Below are 25,031 nucleotides of genomic sequence, written 5' to 3'. Positions count from 1 at the left end.
GGCACCTCGAGACATGGGGGAAATCACTGTTCCGACGCTGTCTGCAGGGCGGTCAACAGCCGTGCCATGTCCACGGGCAGGGGACTGTCGAAACCGAGCAAGACCCCGGTCACCGGGTGGTGAAAACCAAGGCGCCGGGCATGCAGGGCCTGTCGTCCAAACCCGAGGATGGCGCCGCGCAGGTCCGCCGGCAGGCGATGGCTGACGGCCCGCCGCGCACCATAGACCCCATCGCCGATCAGCGGATGACCGATGGATGTCATATGCACGCGGACCTGATGGGTCCGCCCGGTTTCCAGCCGGCATTCGACCTCGGCTCCGACGGGGACCCCTCTGTTGGTGAAATGGGACAGTGTCCGATAGTGTGTAACGGCCTCCTTGCCGCCACGGGTCACAATCGCCATTTTCTTGCGGTCATGGGGGTGGCGGCCTATGGCGCCTTCGATCTTTCCTGCGGCGGGAGCCGGATGACCGTGGACGACCGCAGTATACAGCCTGTCTATATCATGCGCGGCAAAAAGCGCGGCCAACCCGTGATGGGCTATGTCATTCTTGGCGACCACCAGCAGTCCCGATGTATCCTTGTCTATCCTGTGTACGATACCGGGTCGCCGCACGCCGCCGATGCCGCTCAGACTGTCGCCGCAGTGATGGAGCAGGGCATTGACCAGTGTGCCCCGTTCCGCCCCCGGTGCGGGGTGCACCACCATGCCCGCCGGCTTGTCGACCACCAGAAGATGGCTGTCTTCATACAGGACTGTCAGGGGGATGTTTTCCGGGAGTGGTTCGGCGGATGCCGCAGGCGGGATGGACACCAGATAACACTCGCCCGGTTTGACCGTGCGCGAGGGTGTGACTAAGCTCTGCGCCTCGCCGGCCAGGGTCACGTGACCTTCCTTGATCAGGGCTTTCAGGCGGGACCTTGAGATGTCCGGAAGGCTGTCGGCCAGCAGTTTGTCCAGACGGGCGCCGCTCTGTTCCGCGGCGACATGAATTTCGATGGCCTCTTCCATGGAGACACCTTATGGCGGCAATGCCCGATCCTGTCACCCCCAACGCCGCACTCGATGCAGCCTCTGCCGATACTGCGGAAAATCCGCCGGCACAAGACGGTGAACAGCCTGCCCGTGCCCACCGTGGCATGGTGGCATTGGTTATCGGTCTGGGGCTCGTATTTCTGCTGCTGTTCGGCATTGTGGTCGCCACGATTGCCTTCCGCCTGTCCGGGGGAGGGCAGGAACAGGCGGTATCGCCGGCACCGGCCGATGATACCGCCGTCATGCATGTGCGTCCGGACGGGGCTGAACTGATCGCCGCGACGTGGAGCGATGAGGGGTTGCTGCTGCATTTCCGGAATGCATCGGGCGACCATCTGGTTCTGGTGAACGCGGAAACGGGCCGGGAAATCCGGCGCTACAGTCTGCCGCGATGACCGGAATACCGGACGGCGTATGGATTGCCGGTGCCGACATGACGGCCCTGAATGGGGCGGCGCGCGCAGCCTTGCCCCATGAAGCATGCGCATTGTTGCTGGGCATGCGGGAAACCGCCGGCGTGCGAATCACTGATGTGGCTCTCAGCCCCAATGTGACAAACGGCGATCCGGCCCGCAGTTTCGAGATTGACCCATCCTTGCATGTCCGGCTGCAAAAAGCGGCGCGCACGGGCGGTCCGGCGCTTGTCGGGGTTTGGCATTCCCACCCTACCGGCCCGGCCCGGCCATCCCCGGATGACAGAAGCCGTTCCGTCATGGGCGGCTGGGTCTGGCTGATCACGGCCATCCCTGCCGGTGACACGGGTACGGATTTGGAAACCGGTGCTTTCTGGGCGATGGAAGAAGCGCCGCGGGACTTGCGGCGCCTAGTCCTGAAGGTCTCCGCCTAAAAGGGGATGATCTTCCGTTTCTTGGTGAAATTGATGTAACCGAGGGATGCCTGCAGTCTCAGTCCGACACCCAGCCGGATCATGACAACCGTTTTGGTGCCGCCCCCGTAAGCACTGATGCCAAGGCCCCCGACATAATAGGCCGAACCCTCAACCGCACCGATACGTCCGAACATTTCTTCCGTATCGTAAATATTGTAGACAAGGGCAAAGGTCTTGACCGCGTTGGCGCCCACATCAAAGCCGACAGACGGTCCGGTCCAGTGGACGGGGCGTGTGCCTTCGATCTTGTGATGCAGTTCGCCGCCGCCATAGCGCAGGCCGACAACCAGCCCGCCGCCGGCCTCGGACCCGGTGATATAGGCGTTTGGCCGCCCGTTCTTCTTGAAGATGTCTTCGATCGCCTTGGCGATTCCTTCCGCGCCTTCGCCCAGATAGTCGGTCGCCTCGGTGACGATTGTATCCTCGTCATAAGTGTTTTCGTCCGTACTTTCAGGGGGATCGTCCTGCGCGGACAGGGGCAGGGCAAACGCCAGAAAAATGATCGCCATGACCATGAAAAGGACTACGCGAAGCCCGTCAGCCCCATGTTGTTCGTTTCGCGATATGTTCGGGCGAAGGAGATATGCGGTCATAAGCAACTGTCCGTTTTTATAATCTGGCCAACGGTCTGACATGGATACCGGTATTGCATCGCCACAATAAAGAGCCGTTTTGTCGGGATCAATCGGCCGTGTCCGTTTTGTAGACAGGCATTGGGCCGATCGGTCAGGGTCGTGCTCTTTAAATCCGCGATGCCTCTGATCGTAATGACAATAACCGGAAAAAGGGCGGATTTGTGACCCGAATGGGCACCCTTGTGCCCGCTGTGGGGCCGCAGTGATGGAAAGCCTTGTCGCAGGGGATTGAACTCGGGTCCGGTCGCTCTATAGTCGCATGTGGAAATCAGCCAGCCTTGGGAGGGTATAGTGCTTGGTCAAATGCAGGACTGGCCACTTTTGGTCACCAAAATGCTTGAACACGCGGAACTGAACCACGCTGACCGCGAGCTTGTCTCGATGCTGCCGGAAGGCGGTCAGATCAGGACCAATTACCGTGAGGTCGCCAAACGGTCCCGTCAACTGTCCCAGGCCATCACGCGCCTCGGCGTAAAGTTCGGGGACCGGGTCGGCACACTGGCCTGGAACACGCATCGCCATATGGAATGCTGGTACGGCATTTCCGGTATTGGCGCGGTTGCCCATACCATCAATCCGCGCCTGTTCGCCGAACAGATCGTCTATATCATGAACCACGCGGAAGATAAGATTCTGTTCCTCGATGTCACCTTCGTGCCGCTTATCGAAAAACTGGCCGAGCACCTGACGACGGTGGAGCATTTCGTCATCATGGTGGGGGCGGATCACATGCCGGAGACCGGCCTGAAAAACGTCCACTGTTACGAAACGCTTCTGGCGGCGGAAGACGGTGTGTTGAACTGGCCCGAGTTCGATGAAAATACCGCATGCGGCCTGTGCTACACTTCCGGTACGACAGGGCATCCCAAAGGCGTGCTTTATTCCCATCGGTCCAATTATCTGCACACCATGGCGGCGATATGCGGCGATACGCTGGGTATCGGCGCGCTCAGTGTCATATTGCCCGTCGTGCCCATGTTCCATGCCAATGCTTGGGGCATTCCCTATGCTGCGGCGGCCACCGGCGCCAAGATCGTTTTCAACGGTCCTCACCATGAACCGGATGTCCTGCACAAACTGATGATGGAGGAAGGCGTCACCGTCACGGCCGCCGTGCCGACCATCTGGATGGGCATGCTCAAATATCTGGAAACCACGGGAAAGGATTGTGGCAGGCTGGAGCGTGTGACCATCGGTGGTTCCGCGGCGCCTCGGACAATGATCCAGGCGTTCCAGGAGAAATACGGTGTCTCCGTCAACCATGCCTGGGGCATGACCGAGCTCAGCCCCCTCGGTTCCCTTGGCAGTTACAATGCGGCTGTTGAAACATTGTCGGACGCGGAAAAGCTGGACGTCAAGTGCAAGCAGGGCCGGGCCGTTCTGGGTGTGGAGATGTGCGTCAAGGACACGAACGGCAATATTCTGCCGCGCGATGGCAAATCCTCCGGCCATTTGATGGTGCGCGGGCCCTGGACGGTGGAAAGTTATTTCCGTCATGAAGGCGGTGACATCCTTGACCAGGATGGGTGGTTCGACACCGGCGATGTCGCCTGTATTGACGAATATGGCTATATGCAGATCACGGATCGCTCCAAGGATGTGATCAAGTCCGGCGGTGAATGGATCAGCTCTATCGATCTGGAAAATGCCGCGATATCCCATCCCGCGATCTCGGAAGCGGCCGTTATCGGCATCGCTCACCCCAAATGGGACGAACGCCCGCTGCTGGTGGTCACGCTGGAGGACGGCGAAAGCGTCAGTCTGGACGATGTTCACGCCCATTTGAGCGACCATGTGGCCAAATGGTGGTTGCCCGACGACATGATTGTGGTGGACGATATTCCCCACACGGCAACCGGCAAGATTTCCAAAAAGGATCTGCGTGACCGGTTCAAGGATTACAGCCTGCCGACCGTTTGAAGCAGGACTGCCAAAGATGGAAAAGGGGAAGCGGTGATGAGGGTGTTACTTGGTGTTCTGACTGTGGGCATCCTGCTTTTTGTAGGCGGGCCCGGGTATGTACGGGCAGCCGACGATACTCTGGTCACCGTTTCCAGTTCTTATGATTTTGACACCACGCTGGAACGCCTGACGGCTGCTATCGCCAAGCGCGGACTGAAACAGTTCGCCGTTATCGATCATGCGTCGGGCGCGGAGGATGTCGGCGTTGATCTGCGTCCGACGACGCTGGTCGTTTTCGGACACCCCAAAGTGGGCGCGCCGGTTATGGCGCAGGCCCAGACAACGGGTCTTGATCTGCCGCTGAAAATCCTTGTCACACAGGGCGATGACGGTGCCGTCAGCCTGATTTACCGGCAGCCGCGCGCGCTTGTTGCCGGCCATGGTCTGGACCCGGTTCCACCACAGATCACCGCCATGACCAAAGGTCTTGAGGCCATTACTTCGGAAGCCTCGGCTGAATAAGGCGTCAGACTGAATTCACGTCTTGTTTCCGTCGCGGCTGTTTGCTTTTTTTGACAGCAGGTCGAGCACTTTCTTGGCCGGCCATATCCAGACGACTCCGGCAGCGGCATAATAGACCATCTGCACGGCCAGCGGCCAGTCCACCATTCGGTCACCGATGGCTGCGGCCAGGAACGCATACAGCATGAGCCCGGTTATCAGCCCGGCCATGCCGAGAAGATTGGTAAGTCTGGGCCGCTCAACACTCATGCCGTTGGTCCGTCTGTCTGTTCCGTTTCGTCTGTCAGCAGGCCGCGTGCTTTCAGAACGCTGGCGATGATGCGCCGTGTATCGGCGGCTGCCGGCATATGAACGGCCGCAGCCGCGTCGAAAAAAGCGGCCTCCAGTGCGTCGGAGGCAGCCGTCAGCGTGCCACCGATGACGTCGGCTTCATAATCGGCCAGGGCGTAATGATAGGTAAGGCGCCCGTCCGTGTCATGGTCGATCAGGTCGACCACGTCAATAAGCCGCAGGATACGAACCGTCATACCGGTTTCCTCCGCCACTTCGCGGATGACAGCCTGTCTGCACGTTTCGCCCGGTTCGACCCGTCCGCCCGGCAGGCTCCATTCCCCTTTGCGCGGCGGTTTTGCGCGCCGGATCAGCAACACTTTGCCATCGTGCAACGCCACGGCGCCCACGCCCAGTACAGGGCGGATGGTGTTCTGCGGGTGCTCTCCGGCGGTTCTGTCATCTCTGTCTTGGCGCATGGTGTTCCCGCTTCTATAGTGACGCCGCATTGAACACCAGTGTTTTGCCTGTGGGGGTGGCGATATGTGCGGCCGGTATTTTCTGACATCGCTGATCGACACCCTTCGCGCGCTGTTCGATGTGGACACGCCACACCCGATCCCGCCCCGTTACAATATCGCCCCGACACAGCCGGTTCTGGTGGTGCGCCAGTGCGCTGACGATACGCTGGGCCGCAAAGGCGGGCGGGAACTGGCTGCGGTCGAATGGGGGCTGGTGCCGGAATGGTCCAGAACCGGACGCCGCACGGATAGGCCGCTTATCAATGCCCGTGTGGAAACCGTGGCCGAAAAACCGTCTTTCCGGGCCAGCCTCGTCCGGCGCCGTTGTCTGGTACCGTTTGATGGTTGGTATGAATGGCAGGCTGCCGGCGGAAAAACCGGCGGGCGTCAGGCGGGGGCGTCCCACGGCGGCAAGCAGCCCTGGGCAATCACCCCGAGGCGCGGCCCCATGGCCTTTGCCGGTATCTGGTCCGTCTGGCAGGGGCCGGACGGTGCCAGCGCCCTTGAGACCATGGCGATTCTGACGGGGCCGGCTCCCGGTGCCATGGCCGAACTGCATCCGCGCAAACCTCTGGTGCTGGAGCCGTCTGATTATGTGCGCTGGCTGGAACCCCATGACCCTCTGCCGCGCGGCTTTCTGGACAGTTTCTCATGGGCAGGCGAGGAGGCTTTCGAATGGCGTCCGGTTTCCCGCAGGGTCAATGCGATCTCCCACGATGACCCGGCCTGTCTGGACGCCCCTGCCGCCGATCCACCGCCGCCGCAACCTCGCCAGCCCGATCTTTTCGGGCCCCTTTGATGTTTTGAGGAGATGTCATGACCGCCGTCCCTGCGCCCGACCGCCCCATAGATATCCGCGATCCTTCCAGCCCTCTGTATATCCGGGTGGATGGTGCTGTCGGTCGCCTTCTCATCAACCGGGCGGACAAACGCAATGCCCTCAGCCAGGCCATGTGGGAAGCTGTCCCGGTGGCGCTGGATCTCCTCGAAGCTGAGGCCGGTGTCCATGTCATCATACTGGGATCGGCCGTTGACGGCATATTTTGCGCCGGGGCCGATCTGGCCGAGCTGAAAGCCATTGCCGGCGATGCGGACCGGTGTGAAGCAAACCGGCGCGCCATCCGGGCAGCGCAGCAGCGCCTGCTGTATTCACCCAAGCCGGTCATCGCCGCGATACCCGGTGCCTGCGTGGGCGGTGGTTGCGGGCTGGCGTTACACGCTGATTTGCGCGTGGCCAGCCGCCGTGCCCGTTTTGGGATCACGCCGGCAAAAATCGGTCTGGTGTATCCGTTAAGCGATACGCGCCGGGTCGTGGAACTGGCAGGTATGGCGGGCGCAAGCCGCCTGCTGCTGACAGCCGCCCTGATCCCGGCGGATGAGGCGAAAAGCATGGGTCTTGTGGACTTCGTTCATGAGGATGCCGATTTTGACGGTGCTGTTGCGGATCTGGCGGACAAGATTGCCGGTTTGTCGCCCTTTTCCCTGAAAGCCGTGAAGGCAACCATCCGGAGTGTCGCCAATGGACAACTGGACGAAGATGCCGAAAGTATCCGTCTGTTTCTCGAGGCTCATACCGGCCCCGATGCCACCGAAGGCATCGCCGCTTTTCTCGACAAGCGGACACCGCGTTTCACGTCTTGAAGAGCCTGATCCGAAAGAGCTTTGAGGCTATACCCAGCGTTGGCATTGCAGGCTGCGTGCGTCAGGCGTTCCCGTTGTGCCTTCAGTCCCGTACCGAGAATTCTCTAGTGCCCGCGATCCTGTTCGCCTGTCCCGAGGATCATCCCCAGGTCGGGAATCAGACCCGTTCCGGCGATGAAAAGGGCTGTCGCCAGATACCACAGGCCGAAACTGACCACATAGGAAAGCGTATTGGCAACGGACGGGGGCACCAGGACGGTGATCGCGGTGCCGGCCAGCGTATTGACGACCAGCAGGCCGATAAACAGAACGGCAAAGCTTGCCGTCATGGGACGCAGGAATAGGCGGCCGCGGATCAGGCTGCTCGTCAGGGTTTCCTGTCTGCCACGGGCCTCCGCCGTTAACGAGAAATGGGCAAGGGCATTGATGGCGATGCTGAACCACAGGGCGAATAAAGCCCCGGCAAAAAACAGCGCCATGCCAAGAGGGCGGAACAGCATGCCGGTCAGTTCGGCGATGGTTAAAGCAATAACAAAGGCCAAAACGCTCAGCAACCATGCCAGGATGAGGTGCCAGAAACCCCGTACGCTGCGTTTGGCAAGCGCCGGCATTCCGCCTGCCAGCGGGGGCAGGGGGCGCCCGGCGGCGATCCGCGCCCATGGCACCAGCATTACGGCCATGGCCAGTGTAACGATTGCCTGGCTGACGATTAGCAGGCCGCTTTTTTCCTTCAGCATCTCGGCTATGCGGGTAAGTTGCGCGTCGGGCGTTTCGCTGGCGCGTTCGGCCAATATGGCAATGGATTCCAGTGCCTGAATGGCGGGTGCTAAGAGAATGGTGGCCACCAGGCCGAAAAACACCGTCAGCAGACAGAGGATACCGGCTTCCTGCCGGGCCTTTTCAAGACCGTGAGACAGGATATTTTGCAGGGTCGGCGGTGTCGGCATGGCGTCGCGCATCAAGTCTGTCCTGCCCATGGGGCCTTTCACTCGGAGACGGGCACAAGAGCCCTGCGCCCGAAGCTATGTCGGATCGGGCTGCAAATGCAATGCCCCTCTCTGCCGCATCTGTTATGGCAACGGCAACATGTTGCACATGACGTGATGCTGTGTTTGACAAAGGGGCCGGTTTTCCATGCCGGGCCAGGTTGGGAGGGTAAGGTATGAAACCGCTTCAGGGTGTGCGGGTACTGGATATGTCGCGCGTTCTTGCCGGACCGTGGGCCGGGCAGGTGCTGGCGGATCTGGGTGCCGATGTCATCAAGGTGGAGCGTCCGGGCAGTGGCGATGACACCCGGGGCTGGGGGCCGCCTTACCTGCGTGACACCGATGGCCGGGAAACCGATGAGGCCGCCTATTATCTGGCGGCAAACCGGGGCAAACGCTCGCTGGCCCTGGATATTGCCACGCCGGAAGGTCGGGATATCATCCGCCGTCTGGCTGCCGACAGTGATGTGCTGATCGAGAATTTCAAGGCTGGCGGGCTGAAACGCCATGGGTTGGACTATGAAAGCCTGTCTGCACTGAACCCGTCCATTGTCTATTGTTCGATCACCGGGTTTGGTCAGAGCGGACCTGATGCGGTTCGCCCGGGGTATGACTTTGTCATTCAGGCCATGGCCGGCCTGATGTCCGTCACCGGGCCCGATACGGGCGTGGATGCCGTCCCGCACAAGGCCGGTATTGCCATGGCTGACCTTGCGACAGGTCTGTATGCCGTTATCGCCATTCTTGCGGCCCTGAATGAACGCGGGCGGGCGGATCAGGCAGGCAGGCGGCGTGGACGCCATATCGATATGGCATTGTTCGATGCCAGTCTGGGACTGATGGCCAATCAGGCGATGAATTATCTGATCGGTGACAACGTTCCCGGACCCAGCGGTAATGCACACCCCAATATCGTTCCATATCAGGTGTTTGCGACCCTGGATGGACAGATGGTGCTGGCAGCCGGCAATGACGGCCAGTTTCGGGCCTTTGCCCGTGTGGCCGGCCGTCCGGGTCTGGCAGACGATGCGCGTTTCGCCACCAACCGGGCCCGTGTGGAAAACCGGGCCGATATTGTACCGGTTCTGGCCGGGATCATGGCATGCCGCACCACGTCTGACTGGGTATCGTCCCTGAAGGCGGCGGGTGTGCCGGCCGGGCCGGTCAATGCCTTGGATGCGGCCTTCGCCGAGCCGAGCGCCGTTGCGCGTGGTTTGCGTTTTGACTTGCCGCACCCCTTGTCCGGCGCGGTTCCCCAGGTGGCGCCCCCATTGCGTCTGGACGGCGAACTGATGCATGCGGATATGGCCCCGCCGCTTCTGGGTCAACACACAGATGAGATATTGTCCGAACTGGGAATTGATGGCAGCCTCAGACAATCATGGCGCGCACGCGGTCTGATCGCCTGAGGCCGATCTTTCAAGGGGGACGTATGATGACAAACGGTGACACGGTCTGGATCACTGGGGCTTCTTCCGGGATTGGCGAGGCACTTGCGCTCGAATTTGCGTCGCGCGGGACCCCCTTGATTCTGTCCGCCCGGCGGGAAGATGAACTGGCACGGGTTAAAAACCTTTGTGTGGAGCGAGGGACAGAGGCGAATGCCGTGATGATCCTGCCGTTGGATGTGACGAATGAAACGGCTTTGCCTGATATTGTACAGACGGCCAAGGCGTTTACCGGGCGCATAGATATGCTGATCAACAATGCCGGTATTTCGCAGCGGGCCCTTTGTATTGACACCGACATGGCTACATACCGCCGGTTGTTCGAAGTGGATGTGTTTGGCCAGATCGCCCTGACCAAGGCTGTGCTGCCAATCATGCTTGAGCAGGAATCCGGCCATCTGGCGGTGACCGCCTCTGTCGCGGGTAAGGTTGGGGCGCCGCAGCGGACCGGTTATTGCGCCGCCAAACACGCCATGATGGGTTTCTTCGATGCCTTGCGTGCCGAGGTCGCGCATCGGGGTATCAAGGTCACGACCATCACCCCCGGGTTTATCCGCACAGCGATCTCACAGAATGCGTTGAAAGGGGATGGCAGCCGCTTCGGCCAGACCGACAACAATATTGCCGGCGGTATGGATGTCGGAGACTGCGCCAGGGTCATCATGCGAGGATTTGACAAAGGAACGCCGGAAATACCCGTAGGCAAGGGTGCGGAAATGCATGCCTTGTGGATCAAGCGGTTTTTCCCGCGCCTCATGTTCAAGGTGGCCTCGCGCATCGGTCAGGCCGAGCAATGAAATCCGCCTGATCGTTCTGCCGAACCGGTTTCAGACAATGCGCGTTTTTGCCCCGGTGCCTTTCGACAGGGGAACCGCCTGTGTGTCGCCGCGTTTGGTGATATGATCACCGGATGTTATAGCGGGTCCCTGTGCGGTCCGTTCATTCGCCAGACCTTCAACGTAGGTCTCCACACAACTGTCCTGGTGGGCCGGTTTCGGCGCCTTTGCCCAGGTTGCTGGGCGCAGGCCCTGCGGCAGGAAACGCTCCCACCAGCGCCGGGCGGCACGTTCTGCCGCAAATGGGGTCTTTGGTGGTATTTCCATGTGGATGGGCGGTGTGCCCCGCCCGATATCCAGAAAGCGGATATGCCGACGTTCGGCGTCATCGTGAAAGATATGGTCGGTCAGCCGTAGGGGACCGACCTCGCCGGAAATTCTGGCGGACCCGATAAGGTAGGCGGGCATGCCCTTGCGATCGGCCAGGGGTAGAAGCATCACTTCCGACGTGGCGATGGCCATTGTTCCGCCGCTGCGCATGATGCGGCGTGTCTCCAGAAAGTGGGCGCCACATGGCCAATCCAGAAGGGCGTTGTAAAACCGTCTGGCAAGCGGGCGCTCGCCGGCGGCGGTCAGGTCAAACACATTCATACCCGTAAGCGGTTGGGCAAATCCCTGATCCATGGCGGAGCCGGCCAGTCCAACGGTGATGTCGTCCGGCGTCAGCCTTTTCATCAGGCACATACGCGGCAGGATTGCGCCCAGTCGGCCAAGGTCAAAGGTAAAATGAAAAGGCACAAGCATGTCTTTTTCGCCTCTGAGATGGCCCCAGTAAGCAAAAAATTCTTTCAGGCTGTCAGCCATTTCACCTGTGCCGAGCGCCGAGCTGAACATGCGGTATCTCCACAGAGCACAAAAAGCCCCGAAAGGTCTCAACCCGTTTCCGGTTAACCTTGTCGGCCGTTAATGACCTGACCGCGTTTGCGTCCCATCCCTTTTTTCAGCTTGCGGGGCGACGGCTTCAGTTTCAAGACAAACCCGTTCCGTTATCCGTCCGTATCCGTTGCTTTCCTCTCAAATCCCTGAATCATCATGGTGATTTCTTTGGCCAGATCATTCGGGATCGGAAAGGTCAGATGGTATTGGAGCAGCCGCCAGGCGCCATTATCGCGAATCAGCACGCCGGTACCGCGCGATGTGCCGTAATTCCGGCTGTCGAGAATTTCGTCGAAATAGGCTGTCCGACCGTCTGGCGTCAGATTGATGTGCCGTTCCCTCGGCGTGTAGATCCAGCCTTTGGTGCGGGCGGCATAGGCCTGGAATGTAGGCTTGTCCCAGCGCTCGCCCGCGTCCGTCCCCAGAAAAACGGCATCAGCGTGATACAGTGCGAAATAGCGCGGCCAATCGGCACTTGCCGCATAGTCATGAAGCTGGTCCAGTGTTATTGCGATTTCCGTTATATCCGATGCGGGATCCGCTTGGACCGGTGTGAAGTCCGTGAACTTGGACATAACAAGGGCGCTTAGGGCAATCGCGATCGGCGCGGCGATGCAGAAAATGACCCGCTTTATCATGGTGCGCTTGTCTCCTTGGCGAGAGAGCGGCTTTCGGGCATCCGTTCGGCGATTTCGCCGGATTTCAAACGTGCGAGATAGCTTTTCAGGTCGCTTTTCAACTCTCCTGCCATGAAATAGATGCCGATAATGTTGGGAATGGCCATCAGAAAAAACAGGCTGTCCATCAACATGTAAACCTCACGGACGGAAAAAACGGCGCCCGGTACGAGGGCCGTACAGAAGACAATCTTGAACAGATTCATCGATCGCTCCGACCCGCCGAAGACAAATTCCCAGATTTTGCCGGAATAATAGCCCCAACTGATGATGGTCGAAAACGCGAACATCAGAACCGCGATGGCCAGGACATAGGGAAACCAGCTTATGACCGATCCGAAAGCGGCGGATGTCATTTGGATATCATTCAACCCTTCAACGCGGTACAGACCGGTGACGATGATCACCAGTGCCGTCATGGTCGATACCACCACTGTATCCACGAAAGGTTCCATAAGGGCCACCATGCCCTCCGACACGGGTTCGTTGGTCTTGGCTGCCGCATGCGCCATGGTGGCCGACCCGAGGCCCGCTTCCGTGGAATAGACGGCGCGCTGCATCCCGATGATAATCACGCCGGCGATGCCGCCTGTGATGCTATCAGGATTGAAAGCTCCTGCCATAATGGTCATGAATGCATCCGGAATAGCGCCCGCATGGCCTATAAGGATGGTTATGGCGGCGGTAATGTACACTGCCGTCATGAGCGGCACCAGACGGGCTGTGACACTGGCGATGGAACGAATGCCGCCGATGATGACAACCGCCGTCAACAGCGCGATTGCCACGCCGAAACTCCAGGCCCAACCCTGGCCGTTCAGGCCGGTAACGGCACTGACCTGGCTGTATGCCTGGTTGACCTGGGCCACCTGTAGCAGGGTCGGCACAGCCAGCAGGGCATAGGTCCATGCCAGCCCCTTGCCCAACCGGCCAAGGCCGCGCCCTTTCAACCCTTTTTCCAGATAATACATGGGGCCGCCCGCGACGGTGCCGTCGGCGCGGATTTCCCTGTATTTTACACCCAGCGTACATTCGGCGAATTTCAGTGTCATGGCGAACAGGCCGATCAGTATCATCCAGAATGTGGCGCCTGGCCCGCCGAGGGATATGGCCACCGCCACGCCGGCAATATTGCCCAGACCCACTGTGCCGGACAAAGCGGTTGACAGGGCCTGAAACTGCGTCACCTCACCGGGGGCAGTGCTGTCGTGATACCGCCCCGTCAATACTTTGTAGGCGCGTTTGAAGCTGCGCAAATTGATGAAGCCGAAATAAAAGGTCAGCACCACCATCGGTGCCGCCATCCACACCACAATCCAGGCGATGGAAATGCCGGCAACGGTCACTTCGCTGAAGACGAAGCTGTCAAGAAGACGGATCAGATCCACTAGAAAATTGATAAAGCCGCCGCGATCCTCGCCCGATCCTGCCGTAACCGTATCGTCCACGCTGTTTTACCCCCACTGTGCGGCCCTGCGGCGGCGACCGTTTGCCGGTACGAAAGCCGCCCCGTCCGTCACGAAACTGTCATGTCCAGGCTGACATTAGGCGACGGTGAAGCAGTGCGCAAAGGAGAAAGTATGCATGGTTGCACAAGGCCGTTCGCGCGGTGGGCACACCCGTTCGGTGCCGTGGGTCAGCCTTCCGCAAAACGGGGCATCAATTCGACGAAATTGCAGGGTCGGTGGCGGTTGTCCAGCTGACTGACCAGTATTTTGTCCCAGGCGTCCTTGACCGCCCCGGTCGAGCCCGGCAGGGCGAACAGCAGTGTTCCCTTGGCGAGGCCGGCGGTCGCGCGGCTCTGGATCGTGCTGGTGCCGATGGTCTCGTAGGACAACATGCGGAACAGTTCGCCGAAGCCGGGAATGGCTTTGTCATAAAGGGCCTCAAAGACATCCGGGGTTACATCGCGCCCCGTTATGCCCGTGCCGCCCGTTGAAATGATGACCTGGATCTGATCATCGGTCAGCCAGTTCTTGATCTGGCTTTTGATATCCTTGGCGTCGTCGGACACGATGGTACGCGCGGCAACATAATGCCCCGCTTTCTCAATCCGTTTGACAAGCGTCCGGCCTGACTTGTCATCATCCAGCGTCCGCGTGTCCGATACTGTAAGAACGGCTATATTGACGGGGATGAAGCGTGGGCTGTCGTCTGGCATCGCTGTCTCGCTGACGGGCTCTGGTTTGCGGTGCTTGATCTAGTCATCGGCAATATGACGGACACGTGCCGCAAGGCGGGCGGCGCGCTGGGCTGTGATCTGCCTTTCATCCGCTGTATCCAGAAGTTCCAGGACAGGCCAGGCACCGGATGCAATGGCGTCCAGGCTGGGTGTGTCCTGACCTAGGCGCATGCGGTACAGCCAAAGATTGGCCATCACCCGTTCGATATATATCCTTGTCTCGTAAAATCCTATGGATTCAATGAACAGAAGCGGGTCCTGTTCATAAGGGACTTCCGTTTTCCAGTTGATCAGGCTGCCCGGACCGCCATTGTAGGCGGCCAGCAGCATGAACAGATTACCCTCGACATAGTCTTCGGCCAGCAGATGTTCGATATATTGCTGGCCCAATGCCATGTTGAACTCGGGTTCGTACAGGCGGTTTCGGTTGCGCCTGAAGAGGGAGCGATCTCTGGCGATATAACTGGCGGTGGCTGGCATCACCTGCATCAGGCCGCGCGCACCGGCGCGGGAGAGGCCGCGGGTGCGGAAATCGCTTTCCTGGCGCACCATGGCGAAAATCAGGGCCCGGTCAATGCGAAACCCGTCCACAGGCGCCCATTCCGGCAGGGGATAGCGTACCGCTGTCGGGGCTATATGTCCGGTGCCGCCGACACGGCCCAGACGTATCTGTATGGCAGGCAGGTTTACAGCCGCTGCAAACGCCAGCAGTGCGTCCTGCACATCCGTGCCCTCGCGGCCCCAGAGCAAACGCAATTCTTCATCCGCGATGTCGTCGCGCCGGATCTCGGTCAGGGCGATGGCGCGCGTTATCGCCCTGTGTTCCAGCAGTTTGTCCATCGCCTTGGCTGTCAATGGCGGTGGCGTCCAGTCAATGACCGGATCAAGCCCCAACTGGCGGGCGGCGATCAGGCCGTAAAAGGTTTCCGTGTATCCGGCGGCGTCCAGAAGGTGGTCCTGCGCCAGTCCCGCACGGTTGATCTGAAGGGCTGCGCGCGCGGCCCAGAAATGGCCTGCGGCCAACAGCCATTTGCTGGCCCGGTCACTGCGGGCTAGCGTATCGAAATGACTGTAGGCACCCGATGGATCGCCCAGCCGCCAATGGGCCAGCCCCGCCGTCCAGTCACTGGTGGGTTCAAAAGCGCGGGCCAGTCTTGCCGCTTCCATGGACAGGGCGCGGGCTTTGATGTCGTTACCTTTATAATAGTAACTGGCGGCGATGCGCTCCAGGGCATCGGCCTCCTCGTGGGGGACCAGAATGTCGCGCGCATGCATGGCCCAGTATCGTTTTTCGGCGCGTTCCGGTTCGCCCCGGCGGACATGGCGGCGTACGCGCGACAGCATGCGGTTTACACTGGTGCGTTCTGCCTTGGCCCGTTTCGGTGCGGCCGGTTTTGGCGCCGCCGACTGGCCGGTGACACCGGGATAGCGTGTTTCTTCCGGACGGCGCGGCGCATGGGCGCGTGCCTGGCGCCGCCGGGCAAGACGGTAAACCCGCCAGGCGCTTGGATGATCGGCATAGTTTTTCAGCCAGGCGGCCAGTTCGCTGTATTTGCTGCGATAAGCGGTTGGATGCATATAGCGCTGGAACAGCACATGCCCCATCAGGATATCGCTTTCCAGACTGTCGATAAGGGCGTCCGCTTCTTTCCACCGCCCATCGGCCTGCACCTCCAGAATACGGCGGTATTTGTCGATATCCTCCACACTCAGCACACGGGGCACCAGTTCCGCCCCGACCTGCCGGGCAGCCCGCGCGGACGGGGCAATACCGGCAACAGCGATTGACATCGCCAGTATTGTCAAGGAAACGATCAGGCTGCGCCCGGTTATGGTAGAGGTAATCATGCCTTTATACGGTCCCTGACGGTCAGAAGGTCGCGCCATGCCAGCCCCTTGGCATGGGGTTGGCGCAGCAAATAGGCCGGATGATAAGTCGGCATGGCGTCGAAAACGCCGCTACCCAGCCGGATTTCCCGCCATTTTCCGCGCATGCGTGTAATGCCTTCTTCCGTTTCCAGAAGTGTTTTGGCTGCCACCGCCCCCATCAGCAAAACGACTTTCGGGCCAGACAACTCTATATGTTTATGCAGAAATGGCAAATACATGCTGACCATGGCCGGTTCAGGGTTGCGGTTTCCGAGCGGCCGCCACGGCACGATGTTGGTGATGTAGGCGTTCCTGTCCCTGCTATAGCCTGCGGCTGCCAGCATTTTGTCCAACAGATGGCCGGATGGACCGACAAAGGGTTTGCCGGTCCGGTCCTCTTCCGCGCCGGGGGCCTCGCCAATCACCATAAGGGGAGCCTTGCGGGTTCCATCGGAAAAAACAAAGGACTTGGCAGACCTTTTGTATACGCCGCCATCGATGGCTCTCATCGCATCATGCAATTCGTCCAGGCTCGACACGCGCGCCGCCGCTTCCGCCGCCGCGACGGGACCCGCGCCAAAGGCAGGTTGTACCGGTTTTGCGGCGATGGGTGTCGGGGTTGCTTTCGGCGGCGGACCCGACTGGCCCTGTATCCGGTCCTGAGCCGCGGCGTCCGTTACCGGCGGTGGTGCGAAACGGTTGACAGGCACAGTTCCCACCATATCGTCCGCCCCCATGGCAACAAGCCAATCCAGTGCGGCCAAGGCTGTGTTTTCGCTTGGCGACATGGTGGTGCCGGCCTTCCTTCTGCTCCGTTTGCCTGCCTTGCAGGCGCCGCTTTTAAGAATATCTATTTAATATTTCTGTCAATTTGCCGCGTTTTGCAAGATGCTGTGTGTCCAGGCGACTTGAGACACGACCCAATGTCTCTAAATCACATATATCTTAAAAAATGGTTTTGCCGTGAGAAGATGGAGAATATGTCGCATGGCATGATAAAGCCATGCGACACGCTGAGGTTTGACGCGGACTGGTGTAGCGGGCATAAACGCCGGGAGGCCGCCTTGAAAGACCTTGAGGCGGTTTTGAGGCGTGAGCCATTGGGTCCTTTGAAGTTGATGAAAGCGGTCGGCCGGGAATGTCGGCCGCATTGCATGTGAGAGGAGCGGGGCATGGAACGAGAGTCCATGGAGTTCGACGTGGTGATCGTGGGCGGTGGCCCCGCCGGTTTGTCAACCGCGATCCGGCTGATGCAATTGGCCGGGGAGAATGACCGGGAACTGATGGTTTGCGTCGTTGAAAAAGGGTCCGAAATCGGTGCGCATATTTTATCGGGCGCCGTTGTCGATCCCAAGGCGCTGAATGAACTGATCCCGGACTGGAAGGAAAAAGGCGCGCCGCTCAACACGCCGGTCACGCATAATCATCACTGGATTTTAAGCGAAAGCGGCAAGACCGAAATGCCGCACATGCTGTTGCCGCCCCTGATGTCCAACAAGGGCATGTACACGCTTTCCCTCGGTAATCTGACCCGCTGGCTGGCTGAACAGGCGGAGGCCCTGGGCGTCGAAATCTACCCCGGTTTTGCCGCCGCCGAGGTGCTCTATCATGAAGATGGTCGCGTTAAGGGCATTGCCACCGGGGACATGGGGGTGGCGCGTGACGGCAGTCATAAGGACGGTTATCAGGCGGGTATGGAACTGCACGCCAAATACACCCTGTTCGCCGAAGGGTGCCGTGGGTCGCTGACCAAACATCTTGAAAGTCAGTTTGATCTTCGTGCCGACAGTGATTTTCAGACTTACGGTATCGGTATCAAGGAGCTGTGGGATATCGACCCTGAAAAACACGTACCCGGTACGGTGATCCACACTCAGGGCTGGCCGCTGGAAGACACTGCGGGCGGCGGGTTTATCTATCATCAGGAGAATAATCAGGTCGCCATCGGTTTCGTGGTAACGCTGGACTATGAAAATCCTTATCTTTCCCCTTTTGATGAGATGCAGCGTTTCAAGACCCATCCCGCGATCCGGCCTCTTCTGGAAGGCGGCCGCCGTGTGGCCTACGGCGCGCGGGCGATCAATGAGGGCGGCCTGCAATCGGTGCCGAAACTGTTTTTCCCCGGTGGCGCGCTTGTGGGCTGTGCCGCCGGCTTTGTGAATGTGCCCCGGATCAAGGGCAGTCACAATGCGATGAAATCGGGCATGCTGGCGGCTGAAAGTGCCTTTGCCGCGTTGCAGGCCGGGTCCGAGGGCGAAGTTCTGCTCGACAGCTATGAACAGGCCTACAAGTCAAGCTGGATATACGACGACCTTAAAAAAGTGCGGAATGCGAGACCCGCATTGTCCAGGTTCGGTGCGACACTTGGGACGATTTATGCGGGGTTCGACATGTGGATGAACAGCATAGGCCTCGGTTTTCTGTTGCCCTGGACCTTCCGGCACACACACCGTGACAATGAAGCAACGAAAAAAACCTCCGAGGCCAAGCCGATCGATTATCCCAAGCCCGATGGCGTGGTGTCCTTTGACAAACTGTCCAGTGTGTTTCTTTCCAACACCAATCATGAAGAGGATCAGCCGGTCCACCTGACCCTGAAGGATGACAGCGTTCCGACGGCGATCAATTTGCCCGATTATGACGGCCCCGAGCAGCGTTACTGCCCGGCGGGTGTTTATGAATATGTGGATGGAGACAATGGCAGGCAATTGCAGATCAATGCGCAGAACTGTGTCCATTGCAAAACCTGCGATATCAAGGATATGACCCAGAACATCAATTGGGTGGTGCCTGAAGGGGGCGGCGGACCGAATTATCCCAATATGTGAGGCCTATTATGCAGGGTGTGGATTTTTCGTCTAAGTCCATCGCTGCGGCAGTATGGCGATGCCTGTTGTATCGCCGCGTTACAGCCTTATATCGATAAGGATATTTCACGACGTTCCAGGTTGCTTGTAGAACGGCGCTGGGGGATCGCCGGTACAGGATGGATGCCTGGATTCAGCCCAAAGACCGGGCACAGGATGAAAGAAATGCGAAATTACAGGCCACTCTTGGCCGGAGTGCTTCTGGGCCTGTCTGCCTGCTCCGCCGGCACGCAGACGGCGCTTGGTCCACAACCCCTGCCGTCACCCTGGCACACCGAATTCCGCACCCGGGACGGTGACGGTGACAGCCGGTTCGGTCCCTTCCTTGCCGCCACGCTGGCCAGTCAGGGGGTCTCTCTGACGGATGCCGCGCGGTTTTATCTGGCGGCTCATGTTCAGGACCCTTCCAGCCGCTTTGTCGCCGACCGTGCCTTTTTTCAGCTTTTGCTCGCGGGTCATGTGGATGATGCATCGCAGGTCGCCGATGATCTGATGCAGGGCGAGATCACGGAAAGCGATGACCTGGTCGACCTTGTGCGTGTGCTGGACGCCTACCGCGACGGCAATTGGTCACTGGTGCGGGAGCGGGCGGCAAATGATACCCAATCAGGTTTTGCCAGCCTGTTCATGCCCGTCCTGACGGCCTGGAGCCATGCCGCGGAAAAAAACGAAGCCGCTGCGCGCGAGGCATTGGGCCCCCTGCTGCGTCATCCGCGCCTGAAGGCCATTGGCGATGAGCAACTGGCCTATATGCTGGACTATATGGGCTCGGATGAAGCCGGCGTTCTTTACCGTAACCTGGTGGACAGTGGCGATATGGCCTCCCTGCAGCCCATTGTCGCTTATGCCTACTATCTCAGGCGCAAAGCTTCGCTCGACAAGGCGCGCAGCATGCTGGACGCGCAGGTACAGCGCTATGACAATAATGCGTTTTTGCTGCGCGAGGGGGCGCGGATCATTCGGGGAAGCGGCCCTTCGCGCCACGCCGCCACGCCGCTCGGAGCCGCCAGTCTGGTTTTTTACCGCCTGGGCAGTGAATTTGCCCAGGGTCCGTCCACCCAGGCGGCCCTGATCTATCTGCAGCTTGCCAGCTATCTCGATCCGGCGGCAGCCGATGTCCATCTGCTGATCGGGTCTCTGTATGAAAAAATGGAATCCTTTGACAATGCGTCGGTCGCATATGAGGCCGTGCCGCGCAGCAATCCCTTATGGCGCACGGCCCGCACCCGACGGGTCGAGGCCCTGCGCGCCGGCGGACGTGATAACGAAGCCATCGGTCTGATTCACGAGGCTTTGCGGGATGAGCCGCAAAATCGTACCCTCTTGGCGGTGTTGGGGGATATCCAGCGGTCCGCTTCCGCCTTTGAAGAGGCAGCGGTATATTATACCCGGGCCATAGAAACACTGCCCCAGCCACAGGAACGCGACTGGTTTCTCTTTTTCGCGCGGGGCGTCTGTTACGAACGCATGGATGATTGGCCCCGGGCTGAAGCCGACCTGATTACGGCGCTGCGACTGAATCCCGATGAACCCAGCGTACTCAACTATCTGGGATATAGCTGGATTGATCGGGGTGAGCGGATAGCCGAGGCAAAAACGATGATCCTGCGTGCCGTCGAAGCCCGGCCCGATGACGGTTTCATTGTCGATTCCTTGGGCTGGGTTTATTATCTGACAGGTGAGTACGGTCAGGCGGTCGACGCTTTGGAGCGTGCCGTGCGCCTTGAGCCGGAAGACCCCACGATCAATCACCATCTGGGGGATGCCTATTGGCGCGTGGGACGCCGGTTCGAGGCCCGCTTTCAGTGGCGGCATGCTCTGATCCGTGTCACCAGTCCCGAAGAACGCTCGGAAATTCTGATGAAACTGGACCGGGGACTTCCGGAGACGACCATTGCATCCGGGGCAGATCCCTCGTGAAACCGTTGACCCGGGTTGCCCCGGCCAAGGTCAATCTTTTTCTGCACCTCACGGGCCGCAGACCGGATGGATACCATCTCATTGACAGTCTGTTCGTTTTTACCGAAGGCGGCGACAGGGTGTACCTGCAGGATGGCCTGGTATTTTCCTTCACCCTTGACGGCCGTTTCGCCGGGGCGCTGAAGAATGCCGGCGGCGCCGGTGACGGCAATCTGATGGTCAGGGCGGCACGGTTGCTGGCACGGGAAACGAACCGTGACCTTACTGTCCATATGAGACTGGATAAAAAGCTTCCGGTTGCTGCGGGGCTTGGCGGTGGATCGTCCGATGCCGCGACCCTTCTGACCGCGCTCAGCGACTGGTGGGGACTTGACATGGACCCAGAGCGTCTGGCGGCGCTGGCCCTTTCACTTGGCGCAGATGTGCCGGCATGTCTGTCTCCGCATCCGCAACGCGTCGCTGGTATCGGCGAGATTTGTACCCCAGTCCGGTTGGACATGCCGTCGCATATCATGCTGGTGAACCCGGGGGTCCCGCTTGCGACGCCGGATGTTTTTCGTGCCTACCGGCACTCCGACCGTGCCTTTTCCGCTGTATTGGAGGATGTACCAGTCTGGGATATGGACAGGATTGCCCGTGACACGGTCAACGGTCTGACTGAGGCGGCGTTGGCATGTCTGCCGTCCATTGCGGATATGCTTGATATTCTGGCGGCCTTGAACGGGGCCCGCCTTGCCCGTTTGTCGGGCAGCGGGCCGACCTGTTTTGTCTTGTTTGACAGTGCCGAGGCGGCAGCAGTTGCTGCCGCCGATCTCGGGCGAAAGTATCCTGGTTGGTGGCTTTGGCCGGATCGTTTGCGTCTGGACAGGGGGGCCTGATATCTACCGGATGATATTTTTGATCGGCCGGCTTCTTTTCCCCAGAAAGGGGCTTTACACACCGTCCTCCATTCATTAAAACCCGCTCCACGCCAGCACTCAGGCAATGTATGATGGGGCGTCGCCAAGCGGTAAGGCACCGGTTTTTGGTACCGGCATTCGCAGGTTCGAATCCTGCCGCCCCAGCCATCTACCTCCCCATATCCGGCCTTTCTCCTGCTCTCAGGCCACTGGTTTGCTCTGCTTTTCTGTATTCATTGCCGATCCGTAATTCTCCGAACCGGCAAAACCCGCTTCAGAAAACCATGCCACAGTTCTTGTTCTGATCGCTGCCGAGAACCCCTGGAGATAGCGATAAGGCCTGTTTTCATTAAGGCAGGGTTCATAGTATACGGGTCGGCCAGGTCCTACAAATACGCACATGCCCTGGTCCGTTCATCTGATGGGGCACGTGCTGACGTGGTCGGTTGTCCGGCAAGGTTGTTGCTCTTGAAGGATTACCCCCTGTTTCCCTTGTCAGCGGCATGTCCGGTTCATGATCCGATCGGCAGTACCGACCTGCTTGTTCACCCGCCTGACTTCCAGTCTGTCGCATATATGATCCTACAGACGGGGGATTGGTTATTGGCGAGGGGGCGTGTTCTCGCTGCGGAAGTTGGACGTTCGATATACCGGCGCATTTTGCTGAGAACATGGCCTGTATCCTGCTTGTATCTGGGTGGCTCGCCGCGTTTGTCCATGACAGCAGAAGAAAGCATGGAATGATCTAGCGTCGCAGAGTTTTAATCGCTTTCCAGAAGACTGAAAGAATATTTGCGATTAATTGAACAAAAATTTTCCTAAAAATTGACATAATTATTGATATATTTTTTACGATATAGGACAATTAAAGTTAAAAAATAATTGGGAATATTAAAAATATTTCCCAGGGGATGCAGTCTTGGCTGATTGTCTTAATGTTTACGACTATTTTGCCGATCCGGCCATATCGGTTATTGAAGACGGTGATCGTTTTCAATTCCTCGTTTCCCGTTTGCGCCGTGCCCTTGACCAGAAAAAACCGTTTGAAGTCTATGGTGGTCCGTTGCGGATCACCAATGTGAATGGTGTGCCCCTGTTGGTGGATGGTTACCAGCGCCTTAAGGCATTGAAAAGATGTTTTCCGGACCCCGAGTGTGCGCCCGATATCGCTTATACGGAATGCGATATTGGCCTCGAAAGCCCCGACGGTCTCATGGAATATATCAAATCGCTGGCCGGATCTGCCCGGCGGGGTGAATACATTCTGCGCTGCCGCAGTTTGCATGGTCTGGTCATGACCGGTGTCTCCGTCAGTGGATTGTCCTGTGCTTTGAGCATGACGGCACGTCAGATCCTGACCATGGTCGCTGTTGGCGGGCTGGATATTGAAGTCCATGCTCTGATCCGTGATCATGGTCTTGACCGCGACCTGGCGGAAGCCTTGACAACGCTTGTGCCTGCGCAGATCCGGGCATGGGCCCGGTCACTCTGTCGTGGCGAAAGCTGGGCCTATTCTTCTATCGGCATACGGAATCATTATGCGGCGGAGCAACCTCTGTCGCGATATGTACTTTTTGAATTGTCGGAATATGCAGGTCCGGCCGCGCCCGATGCGTCCTTGGATGACTGTGCCCTGGTTCTTCAGGATACGGCACAGTTCTGGCGTTTGCAGAACACGGCCATCAACGATCTTGCCCGTCGTCTCAAACGGGACGGCGGCAATGATGTCATTGTTGTCCGTGAAGGGCAGGGACGTGCCTGGGCCCGGCAGCGTCATGCATGCAATAAAAGATTGTACAAATACACTGCGTCTCATTCGCTTAAACGCCGTCCCTTGACCACAATCTACGTCTATGCATCCGGCAAAACACAGCTTTTGCAAGAGCCCTCTAGCTGACATTCCTCATCTGCTTGATCTGACATTCCAGCGAAGCGCCGGTTCTCCGCGCTTTGACCGCTGCGTCGTACCCGGACACCATCGGAAAACTCATTTCAAGTATTGTCGATATTTTTTTCTTGAAAGTTGAGTCTTAATTTTTGTTTGCATTTTGCTAAAATATATATGATGCCTTTAAAAAGTCATCGGCTATTAATGGCATATTATTGTACATTTAAATATGTGTAATGAAGGATTTATAGTCAATGCGTTTTCAGATCAATCAACTTCCCCGCATCCCTGTCTATATTAGAGAAGTACGGGAAAAAAATGGCGAAACTGCACAGCAACTCGCTGAGGAACTGGGTATTAATTATCGTTCCCTGCTCGATATAGAGACGGGCGACCGGCCCTGCACCGTTGACCTTTTGTCTGTAATTGCGGCACGTTACAGAGTTGACATTGTAGAGTTATTGGACAATTCTATTGTCGGTAGTGCTAAAAAAGCAGACACAACGACTCTGACAATGGAAGAGAGAAATCTCGTTCGTGCCTTCAGGAAGTGTGATCCTCAGGTGTCTTCCTATATGGCAGGCATCATGGACAAGGTTGCCAGTCTGTCATCCGTGCAGGAATTTATTGCCATTGTCGAAGGAATGGATTCCGAGGACCAGATGAAAATGGTGGATGCCGTCAAGGCTATTACCACCTCGTTCCTGAGGGGTGAGATTGAAAGCAGACATGGCTGACTGATGCTTTCATGAGGGGCTTCGCCTCTCCCCTTGATAAACCGTCTGATTTTACCGCGCCGCCAGTATTGCCTGAATCTGTCAATGAATACGGATTGCCGCATGGTTCGGACGGTGTCTCAATCTGGGAACGATAATCCGGTCTTGCCTCCGGACGAAAAGGAGGCTGACGCGCGCATGCATGACTTGGTTGAGCGGATCAAAGTCTTTATCCTCAGCGGTCGGGCATCTCCCGACAATTCGGAATTTCGCCGTCTCCTTGAAGAATGTCACGCCCTTCGCGAAATGCAGACTGCCCGGTGCCAGCGGCGGGACAGTTCAAAACCGAAGGCGGCTCGTATGTCCATCATCGAGCGTTTCATCGATATTGCCTCGCTCGACAATCACGTGCGCGGTGGGAAACCGCGTATCTGAATGATCCTGACTGTC

Annotated in this window: 25 protein-coding genes and 1 tRNA gene; 15 read left to right on the top strand and 11 right to left on the bottom strand. The window is 58.5% G+C overall.

Annotated elements, in window-relative coordinates; translation table 11 throughout:
- Positions 1-23: 23 nt before the first annotated feature.
- A complete protein-coding gene (locus BXY39_RS01540; protein WP_121937074.1) occupies positions 24-1,013 on the bottom strand; it encodes an RluA family pseudouridine synthase in 990 nt (329 codons plus the stop codon).
- Between the two features lie 11 nt (positions 1,014-1,024).
- Here BXY39_RS01540 and BXY39_RS01535 point away from each other — a divergent pair, with 11 nt between their 5' ends.
- Both BXY39_RS01535 and BXY39_RS01530 read left to right on the top strand, forming a co-directional pair.
- The gene (locus BXY39_RS01535; protein ID WP_121937073.1) at positions 1,025-1,432 is read left to right on the top strand and encodes a hypothetical protein; all 408 of its coding nucleotides are present in this window, start codon (positions 1,025-1,027) and stop codon (positions 1,430-1,432) included.
- Positions 1,429-1,884: a M67 family metallopeptidase gene (locus BXY39_RS01530; protein WP_121937072.1), complete on the top strand. Its 456-nt coding sequence runs from the start codon at positions 1,429-1,431 to the stop codon at positions 1,882-1,884. The genes BXY39_RS01535 and BXY39_RS01530 overlap by 4 nt, the downstream gene beginning before the upstream one ends.
- On the opposite strand, the gene BXY39_RS01525 is transcribed toward BXY39_RS01530, so the two are convergent.
- Positions 1,881-2,519 carry a DUF1134 domain-containing protein gene (locus BXY39_RS01525; protein WP_170163541.1) on the bottom strand — a complete coding sequence of 213 codons (639 nt, stop codon included), beginning with the start codon at positions 2,517-2,519 and terminating at the stop codon, positions 1,881-1,883. The genes BXY39_RS01530 and BXY39_RS01525 overlap by 4 nt on opposite strands.
- A 345-nt stretch (positions 2,520-2,864) precedes the next feature.
- Here BXY39_RS01525 and BXY39_RS01520 point away from each other — a divergent pair, with 345 nt between their 5' ends.
- A complete protein-coding gene (locus tag BXY39_RS01520) occupies positions 2,865-4,481 on the top strand; it encodes a long-chain fatty acid--CoA ligase (protein WP_211332086.1) in 1,617 nt (538 codons plus the stop codon).
- Between the two features lie 36 nt (positions 4,482-4,517).
- On the top strand, positions 4,518-4,985 hold the full coding sequence (locus BXY39_RS01515; RefSeq protein WP_121937069.1) for a DUF302 domain-containing protein: 468 nt from the start codon (positions 4,518-4,520) through the stop codon (positions 4,983-4,985).
- 15 nt (positions 4,986-5,000) lie between these two features.
- Here BXY39_RS01515 and BXY39_RS01510 read toward each other — a convergent pair whose 3' ends face one another.
- Positions 5,001-5,234: a DUF2842 domain-containing protein gene (locus tag BXY39_RS01510; protein WP_121937068.1), complete on the bottom strand. Its 234-nt coding sequence runs from the start codon at positions 5,232-5,234 to the stop codon at positions 5,001-5,003.
- Positions 5,231-5,734 (bottom strand): NUDIX hydrolase, encoded by a 504-nt coding sequence (locus tag BXY39_RS01505; RefSeq protein WP_121937067.1) that lies wholly within the window; start codon positions 5,732-5,734, stop codon positions 5,231-5,233. Before BXY39_RS01505 ends, BXY39_RS01510 begins: the two co-directional genes overlap by 4 nt.
- A gap of 64 nt (positions 5,735-5,798) precedes the next feature.
- Here BXY39_RS01505 and BXY39_RS01500 point away from each other — a divergent pair, with 64 nt between their 5' ends.
- Entirely contained in the window at positions 5,799-6,575 is a 777-nt protein-coding gene (locus tag BXY39_RS01500; RefSeq protein WP_121937066.1) for an SOS response-associated peptidase, read from the top strand.
- A 17-nt stretch (positions 6,576-6,592) separates the two neighbouring features.
- Positions 6,593-7,417, top strand: coding sequence for an enoyl-CoA hydratase/isomerase family protein (locus BXY39_RS01495; protein WP_121937065.1), 825 nt, complete (start codon positions 6,593-6,595; stop codon positions 7,415-7,417).
- A gap of 104 nt (positions 7,418-7,521) precedes the next feature.
- Here the strand turns inward: BXY39_RS01495 and BXY39_RS01490 are convergent, their stop codons facing one another.
- Positions 7,522-8,394 (bottom strand): hypothetical protein, encoded by an 873-nt coding sequence (locus tag BXY39_RS01490; protein ID WP_121937064.1) that lies wholly within the window; start codon positions 8,392-8,394, stop codon positions 7,522-7,524.
- 185 nt (positions 8,395-8,579) lie between these two features.
- Between BXY39_RS01490 and BXY39_RS01485 the strand changes: the two genes are divergently transcribed.
- Both BXY39_RS01485 and BXY39_RS01480 read left to right on the top strand, forming a co-directional pair.
- Complete coding sequence (locus BXY39_RS01485) at positions 8,580-9,812, top strand: CaiB/BaiF CoA transferase family protein (RefSeq protein ID WP_121937063.1); 1,233 nt, start codon at positions 8,580-8,582, stop codon at positions 9,810-9,812.
- Between the two features lie 26 nt (positions 9,813-9,838).
- Complete coding sequence (locus BXY39_RS01480; protein WP_121937686.1) at positions 9,839-10,648, top strand: SDR family oxidoreductase; 810 nt, start codon at positions 9,839-9,841, stop codon at positions 10,646-10,648.
- 30 nt (positions 10,649-10,678) lie between these two features.
- Here BXY39_RS01480 and BXY39_RS01475 read toward each other — a convergent pair whose 3' ends face one another.
- The 6 genes from BXY39_RS01475 to BXY39_RS01450 form a co-directional block, all read right to left on the bottom strand.
- Positions 10,679-11,521 (bottom strand): PAS domain-containing protein, encoded by an 843-nt coding sequence (locus BXY39_RS01475; protein ID WP_121937062.1) that lies wholly within the window; start codon positions 11,519-11,521, stop codon positions 10,679-10,681.
- 152 nt (positions 11,522-11,673) lie between these two features.
- On the bottom strand, positions 11,674-12,201 hold the full coding sequence (locus BXY39_RS01470; RefSeq protein ID WP_245998938.1) for a nuclear transport factor 2 family protein: 528 nt from the start codon (positions 12,199-12,201) through the stop codon (positions 11,674-11,676).
- Complete coding sequence (locus tag BXY39_RS01465) at positions 12,198-13,688, bottom strand: alanine/glycine:cation symporter family protein (RefSeq protein WP_121937061.1); 1,491 nt, start codon at positions 13,686-13,688, stop codon at positions 12,198-12,200. The genes BXY39_RS01470 and BXY39_RS01465 overlap by 4 nt, the downstream gene beginning before the upstream one ends.
- A gap of 188 nt (positions 13,689-13,876) precedes the next feature.
- Positions 13,877-14,401 (bottom strand): molybdenum cofactor biosynthesis protein B, encoded by a 525-nt coding sequence (gene moaB / locus BXY39_RS01460; protein ID WP_121937060.1) that lies wholly within the window; start codon positions 14,399-14,401, stop codon positions 13,877-13,879.
- Between the two features lie 39 nt (positions 14,402-14,440).
- Positions 14,441-16,270 carry a lytic transglycosylase domain-containing protein gene (locus BXY39_RS01455; protein WP_170163539.1) on the bottom strand — a complete coding sequence of 610 codons (1,830 nt, stop codon included), beginning with the start codon at positions 16,268-16,270 and terminating at the stop codon, positions 14,441-14,443.
- Positions 16,267-17,079, bottom strand: coding sequence for a uracil-DNA glycosylase (locus tag BXY39_RS01450; RefSeq protein ID WP_121937058.1), 813 nt, complete (start codon positions 17,077-17,079; stop codon positions 16,267-16,269). Before BXY39_RS01450 ends, BXY39_RS01455 begins: the two co-directional genes overlap by 4 nt.
- 384 nt (positions 17,080-17,463) lie before the next feature.
- On the opposite strand from BXY39_RS01450, the gene BXY39_RS01440 reads away from it, so the two are divergent.
- The 7 genes from BXY39_RS01440 (at position 17,464) to BXY39_RS01410 (ending at position 25,016) form a co-directional block, all read left to right on the top strand.
- Entirely contained in the window at positions 17,464-19,119 is a 1,656-nt protein-coding gene (locus BXY39_RS01440) for an electron transfer flavoprotein-ubiquinone oxidoreductase (protein WP_121937056.1), read from the top strand.
- Between the two features lie 204 nt (positions 19,120-19,323).
- Positions 19,324-21,078, top strand: a complete 1,755-nt coding sequence (locus BXY39_RS01435; RefSeq protein ID WP_170163538.1) for a tetratricopeptide repeat protein — start codon at positions 19,324-19,326, stop codon at positions 21,076-21,078.
- On the top strand, positions 21,075-21,956 hold the full coding sequence (locus BXY39_RS01430; RefSeq protein ID WP_211332029.1) for a 4-(cytidine 5'-diphospho)-2-C-methyl-D-erythritol kinase: 882 nt from the start codon (positions 21,075-21,077) through the stop codon (positions 21,954-21,956). Before BXY39_RS01435 ends, BXY39_RS01430 begins: the two co-directional genes overlap by 4 nt.
- 114 nt (positions 21,957-22,070) lie before the next feature.
- Positions 22,071-22,145 (top strand) — tRNA-Gln (locus BXY39_RS01425).
- Between the two features lie 751 nt (positions 22,146-22,896).
- Positions 22,897-23,874, top strand: a complete 978-nt coding sequence (locus BXY39_RS01420) for a hypothetical protein (protein WP_121937054.1) — start codon at positions 22,897-22,899, stop codon at positions 23,872-23,874.
- 245 nt (positions 23,875-24,119) lie between these two features.
- A complete protein-coding gene (locus BXY39_RS01415; protein ID WP_121937053.1) occupies positions 24,120-24,602 on the top strand; it encodes a helix-turn-helix domain-containing protein in 483 nt (160 codons plus the stop codon).
- Positions 24,603-24,779: 177 nt separating this feature from the next.
- The gene (locus tag BXY39_RS01410; RefSeq protein WP_147453423.1) at positions 24,780-25,016 is read left to right on the top strand and encodes a hypothetical protein; all 237 of its coding nucleotides are present in this window, start codon (positions 24,780-24,782) and stop codon (positions 25,014-25,016) included.
- The last annotated feature ends 15 nt before the right edge of the window (positions 25,017-25,031 follow it).

The organism is Eilatimonas milleporae (assembly GCF_003688555.1).
GTDB lineage: Bacteria > Pseudomonadota > Alphaproteobacteria > Sphingomonadales > Kordiimonadaceae > Eilatimonas > Eilatimonas milleporae.
This window is presented reverse-complemented; position numbering and strand designations above follow the sequence as displayed.

Coding starts and splice junctions, on each gene's coding strand:
- BXY39_RS01540 (WP_121937074.1), bottom strand. CDS start 1,013: ATGGAAGAGGCCATCGAAATTCATGTCGCCGCGGAACAGAGCGGCGCC.
- BXY39_RS01535 (WP_121937073.1), top strand. CDS start 1,025: ATGGCGGCAATGCCCGATCCTGTCACCCCCAACGCCGCACTCGATGCA.
- BXY39_RS01530 (WP_121937072.1), top strand. CDS start 1,429: ATGACCGGAATACCGGACGGCGTATGGATTGCCGGTGCCGACATGACG.
- BXY39_RS01525 (WP_170163541.1), bottom strand. CDS start 2,519: ATGACCGCATATCTCCTTCGCCCGAACATATCGCGAAACGAACAACAT.
- BXY39_RS01520 (WP_211332086.1), top strand. CDS start 2,865: ATGCAGGACTGGCCACTTTTGGTCACCAAAATGCTTGAACACGCGGAA.
- BXY39_RS01515 (WP_121937069.1), top strand. CDS start 4,518: ATGAGGGTGTTACTTGGTGTTCTGACTGTGGGCATCCTGCTTTTTGTA.
- BXY39_RS01510 (WP_121937068.1), bottom strand. CDS start 5,234: ATGAGTGTTGAGCGGCCCAGACTTACCAATCTTCTCGGCATGGCCGGG.
- BXY39_RS01505 (WP_121937067.1), bottom strand. CDS start 5,734: ATGCGCCAAGACAGAGATGACAGAACCGCCGGAGAGCACCCGCAGAAC.
- BXY39_RS01500 (WP_121937066.1), top strand. CDS start 5,799: ATGTGCGGCCGGTATTTTCTGACATCGCTGATCGACACCCTTCGCGCG.
- BXY39_RS01495 (WP_121937065.1), top strand. CDS start 6,593: ATGACCGCCGTCCCTGCGCCCGACCGCCCCATAGATATCCGCGATCCT.
- BXY39_RS01490 (WP_121937064.1), bottom strand. CDS start 8,394: ATGGGCAGGACAGACTTGATGCGCGACGCCATGCCGACACCGCCGACC.
- BXY39_RS01485 (WP_121937063.1), top strand. CDS start 8,580: ATGAAACCGCTTCAGGGTGTGCGGGTACTGGATATGTCGCGCGTTCTT.
- BXY39_RS01480 (WP_121937686.1), top strand. CDS start 9,839: ATGACAAACGGTGACACGGTCTGGATCACTGGGGCTTCTTCCGGGATT.
- BXY39_RS01475 (WP_121937062.1), bottom strand. CDS start 11,521: ATGTTCAGCTCGGCGCTCGGCACAGGTGAAATGGCTGACAGCCTGAAA.
- BXY39_RS01470 (WP_245998938.1), bottom strand. CDS start 12,201: ATGATAAAGCGGGTCATTTTCTGCATCGCCGCGCCGATCGCGATTGCC.
- moaB (WP_121937060.1), bottom strand. CDS start 14,401: ATGCCAGACGACAGCCCACGCTTCATCCCCGTCAATATAGCCGTTCTT.
- BXY39_RS01455 (WP_170163539.1), bottom strand. CDS start 16,270: ATGATTACCTCTACCATAACCGGGCGCAGCCTGATCGTTTCCTTGACA.
- BXY39_RS01450 (WP_121937058.1), bottom strand. CDS start 17,079: ATGTCGCCAAGCGAAAACACAGCCTTGGCCGCACTGGATTGGCTTGTT.
- BXY39_RS01440 (WP_121937056.1), top strand. CDS start 17,464: ATGGAACGAGAGTCCATGGAGTTCGACGTGGTGATCGTGGGCGGTGGC.
- BXY39_RS01435 (WP_170163538.1), top strand. CDS start 19,324: ATGCGAAATTACAGGCCACTCTTGGCCGGAGTGCTTCTGGGCCTGTCT.
- BXY39_RS01415 (WP_121937053.1), top strand. CDS start 24,120: ATGCGTTTTCAGATCAATCAACTTCCCCGCATCCCTGTCTATATTAGA.
- BXY39_RS01410 (WP_147453423.1), top strand. CDS start 24,780: ATGCATGACTTGGTTGAGCGGATCAAAGTCTTTATCCTCAGCGGTCGG.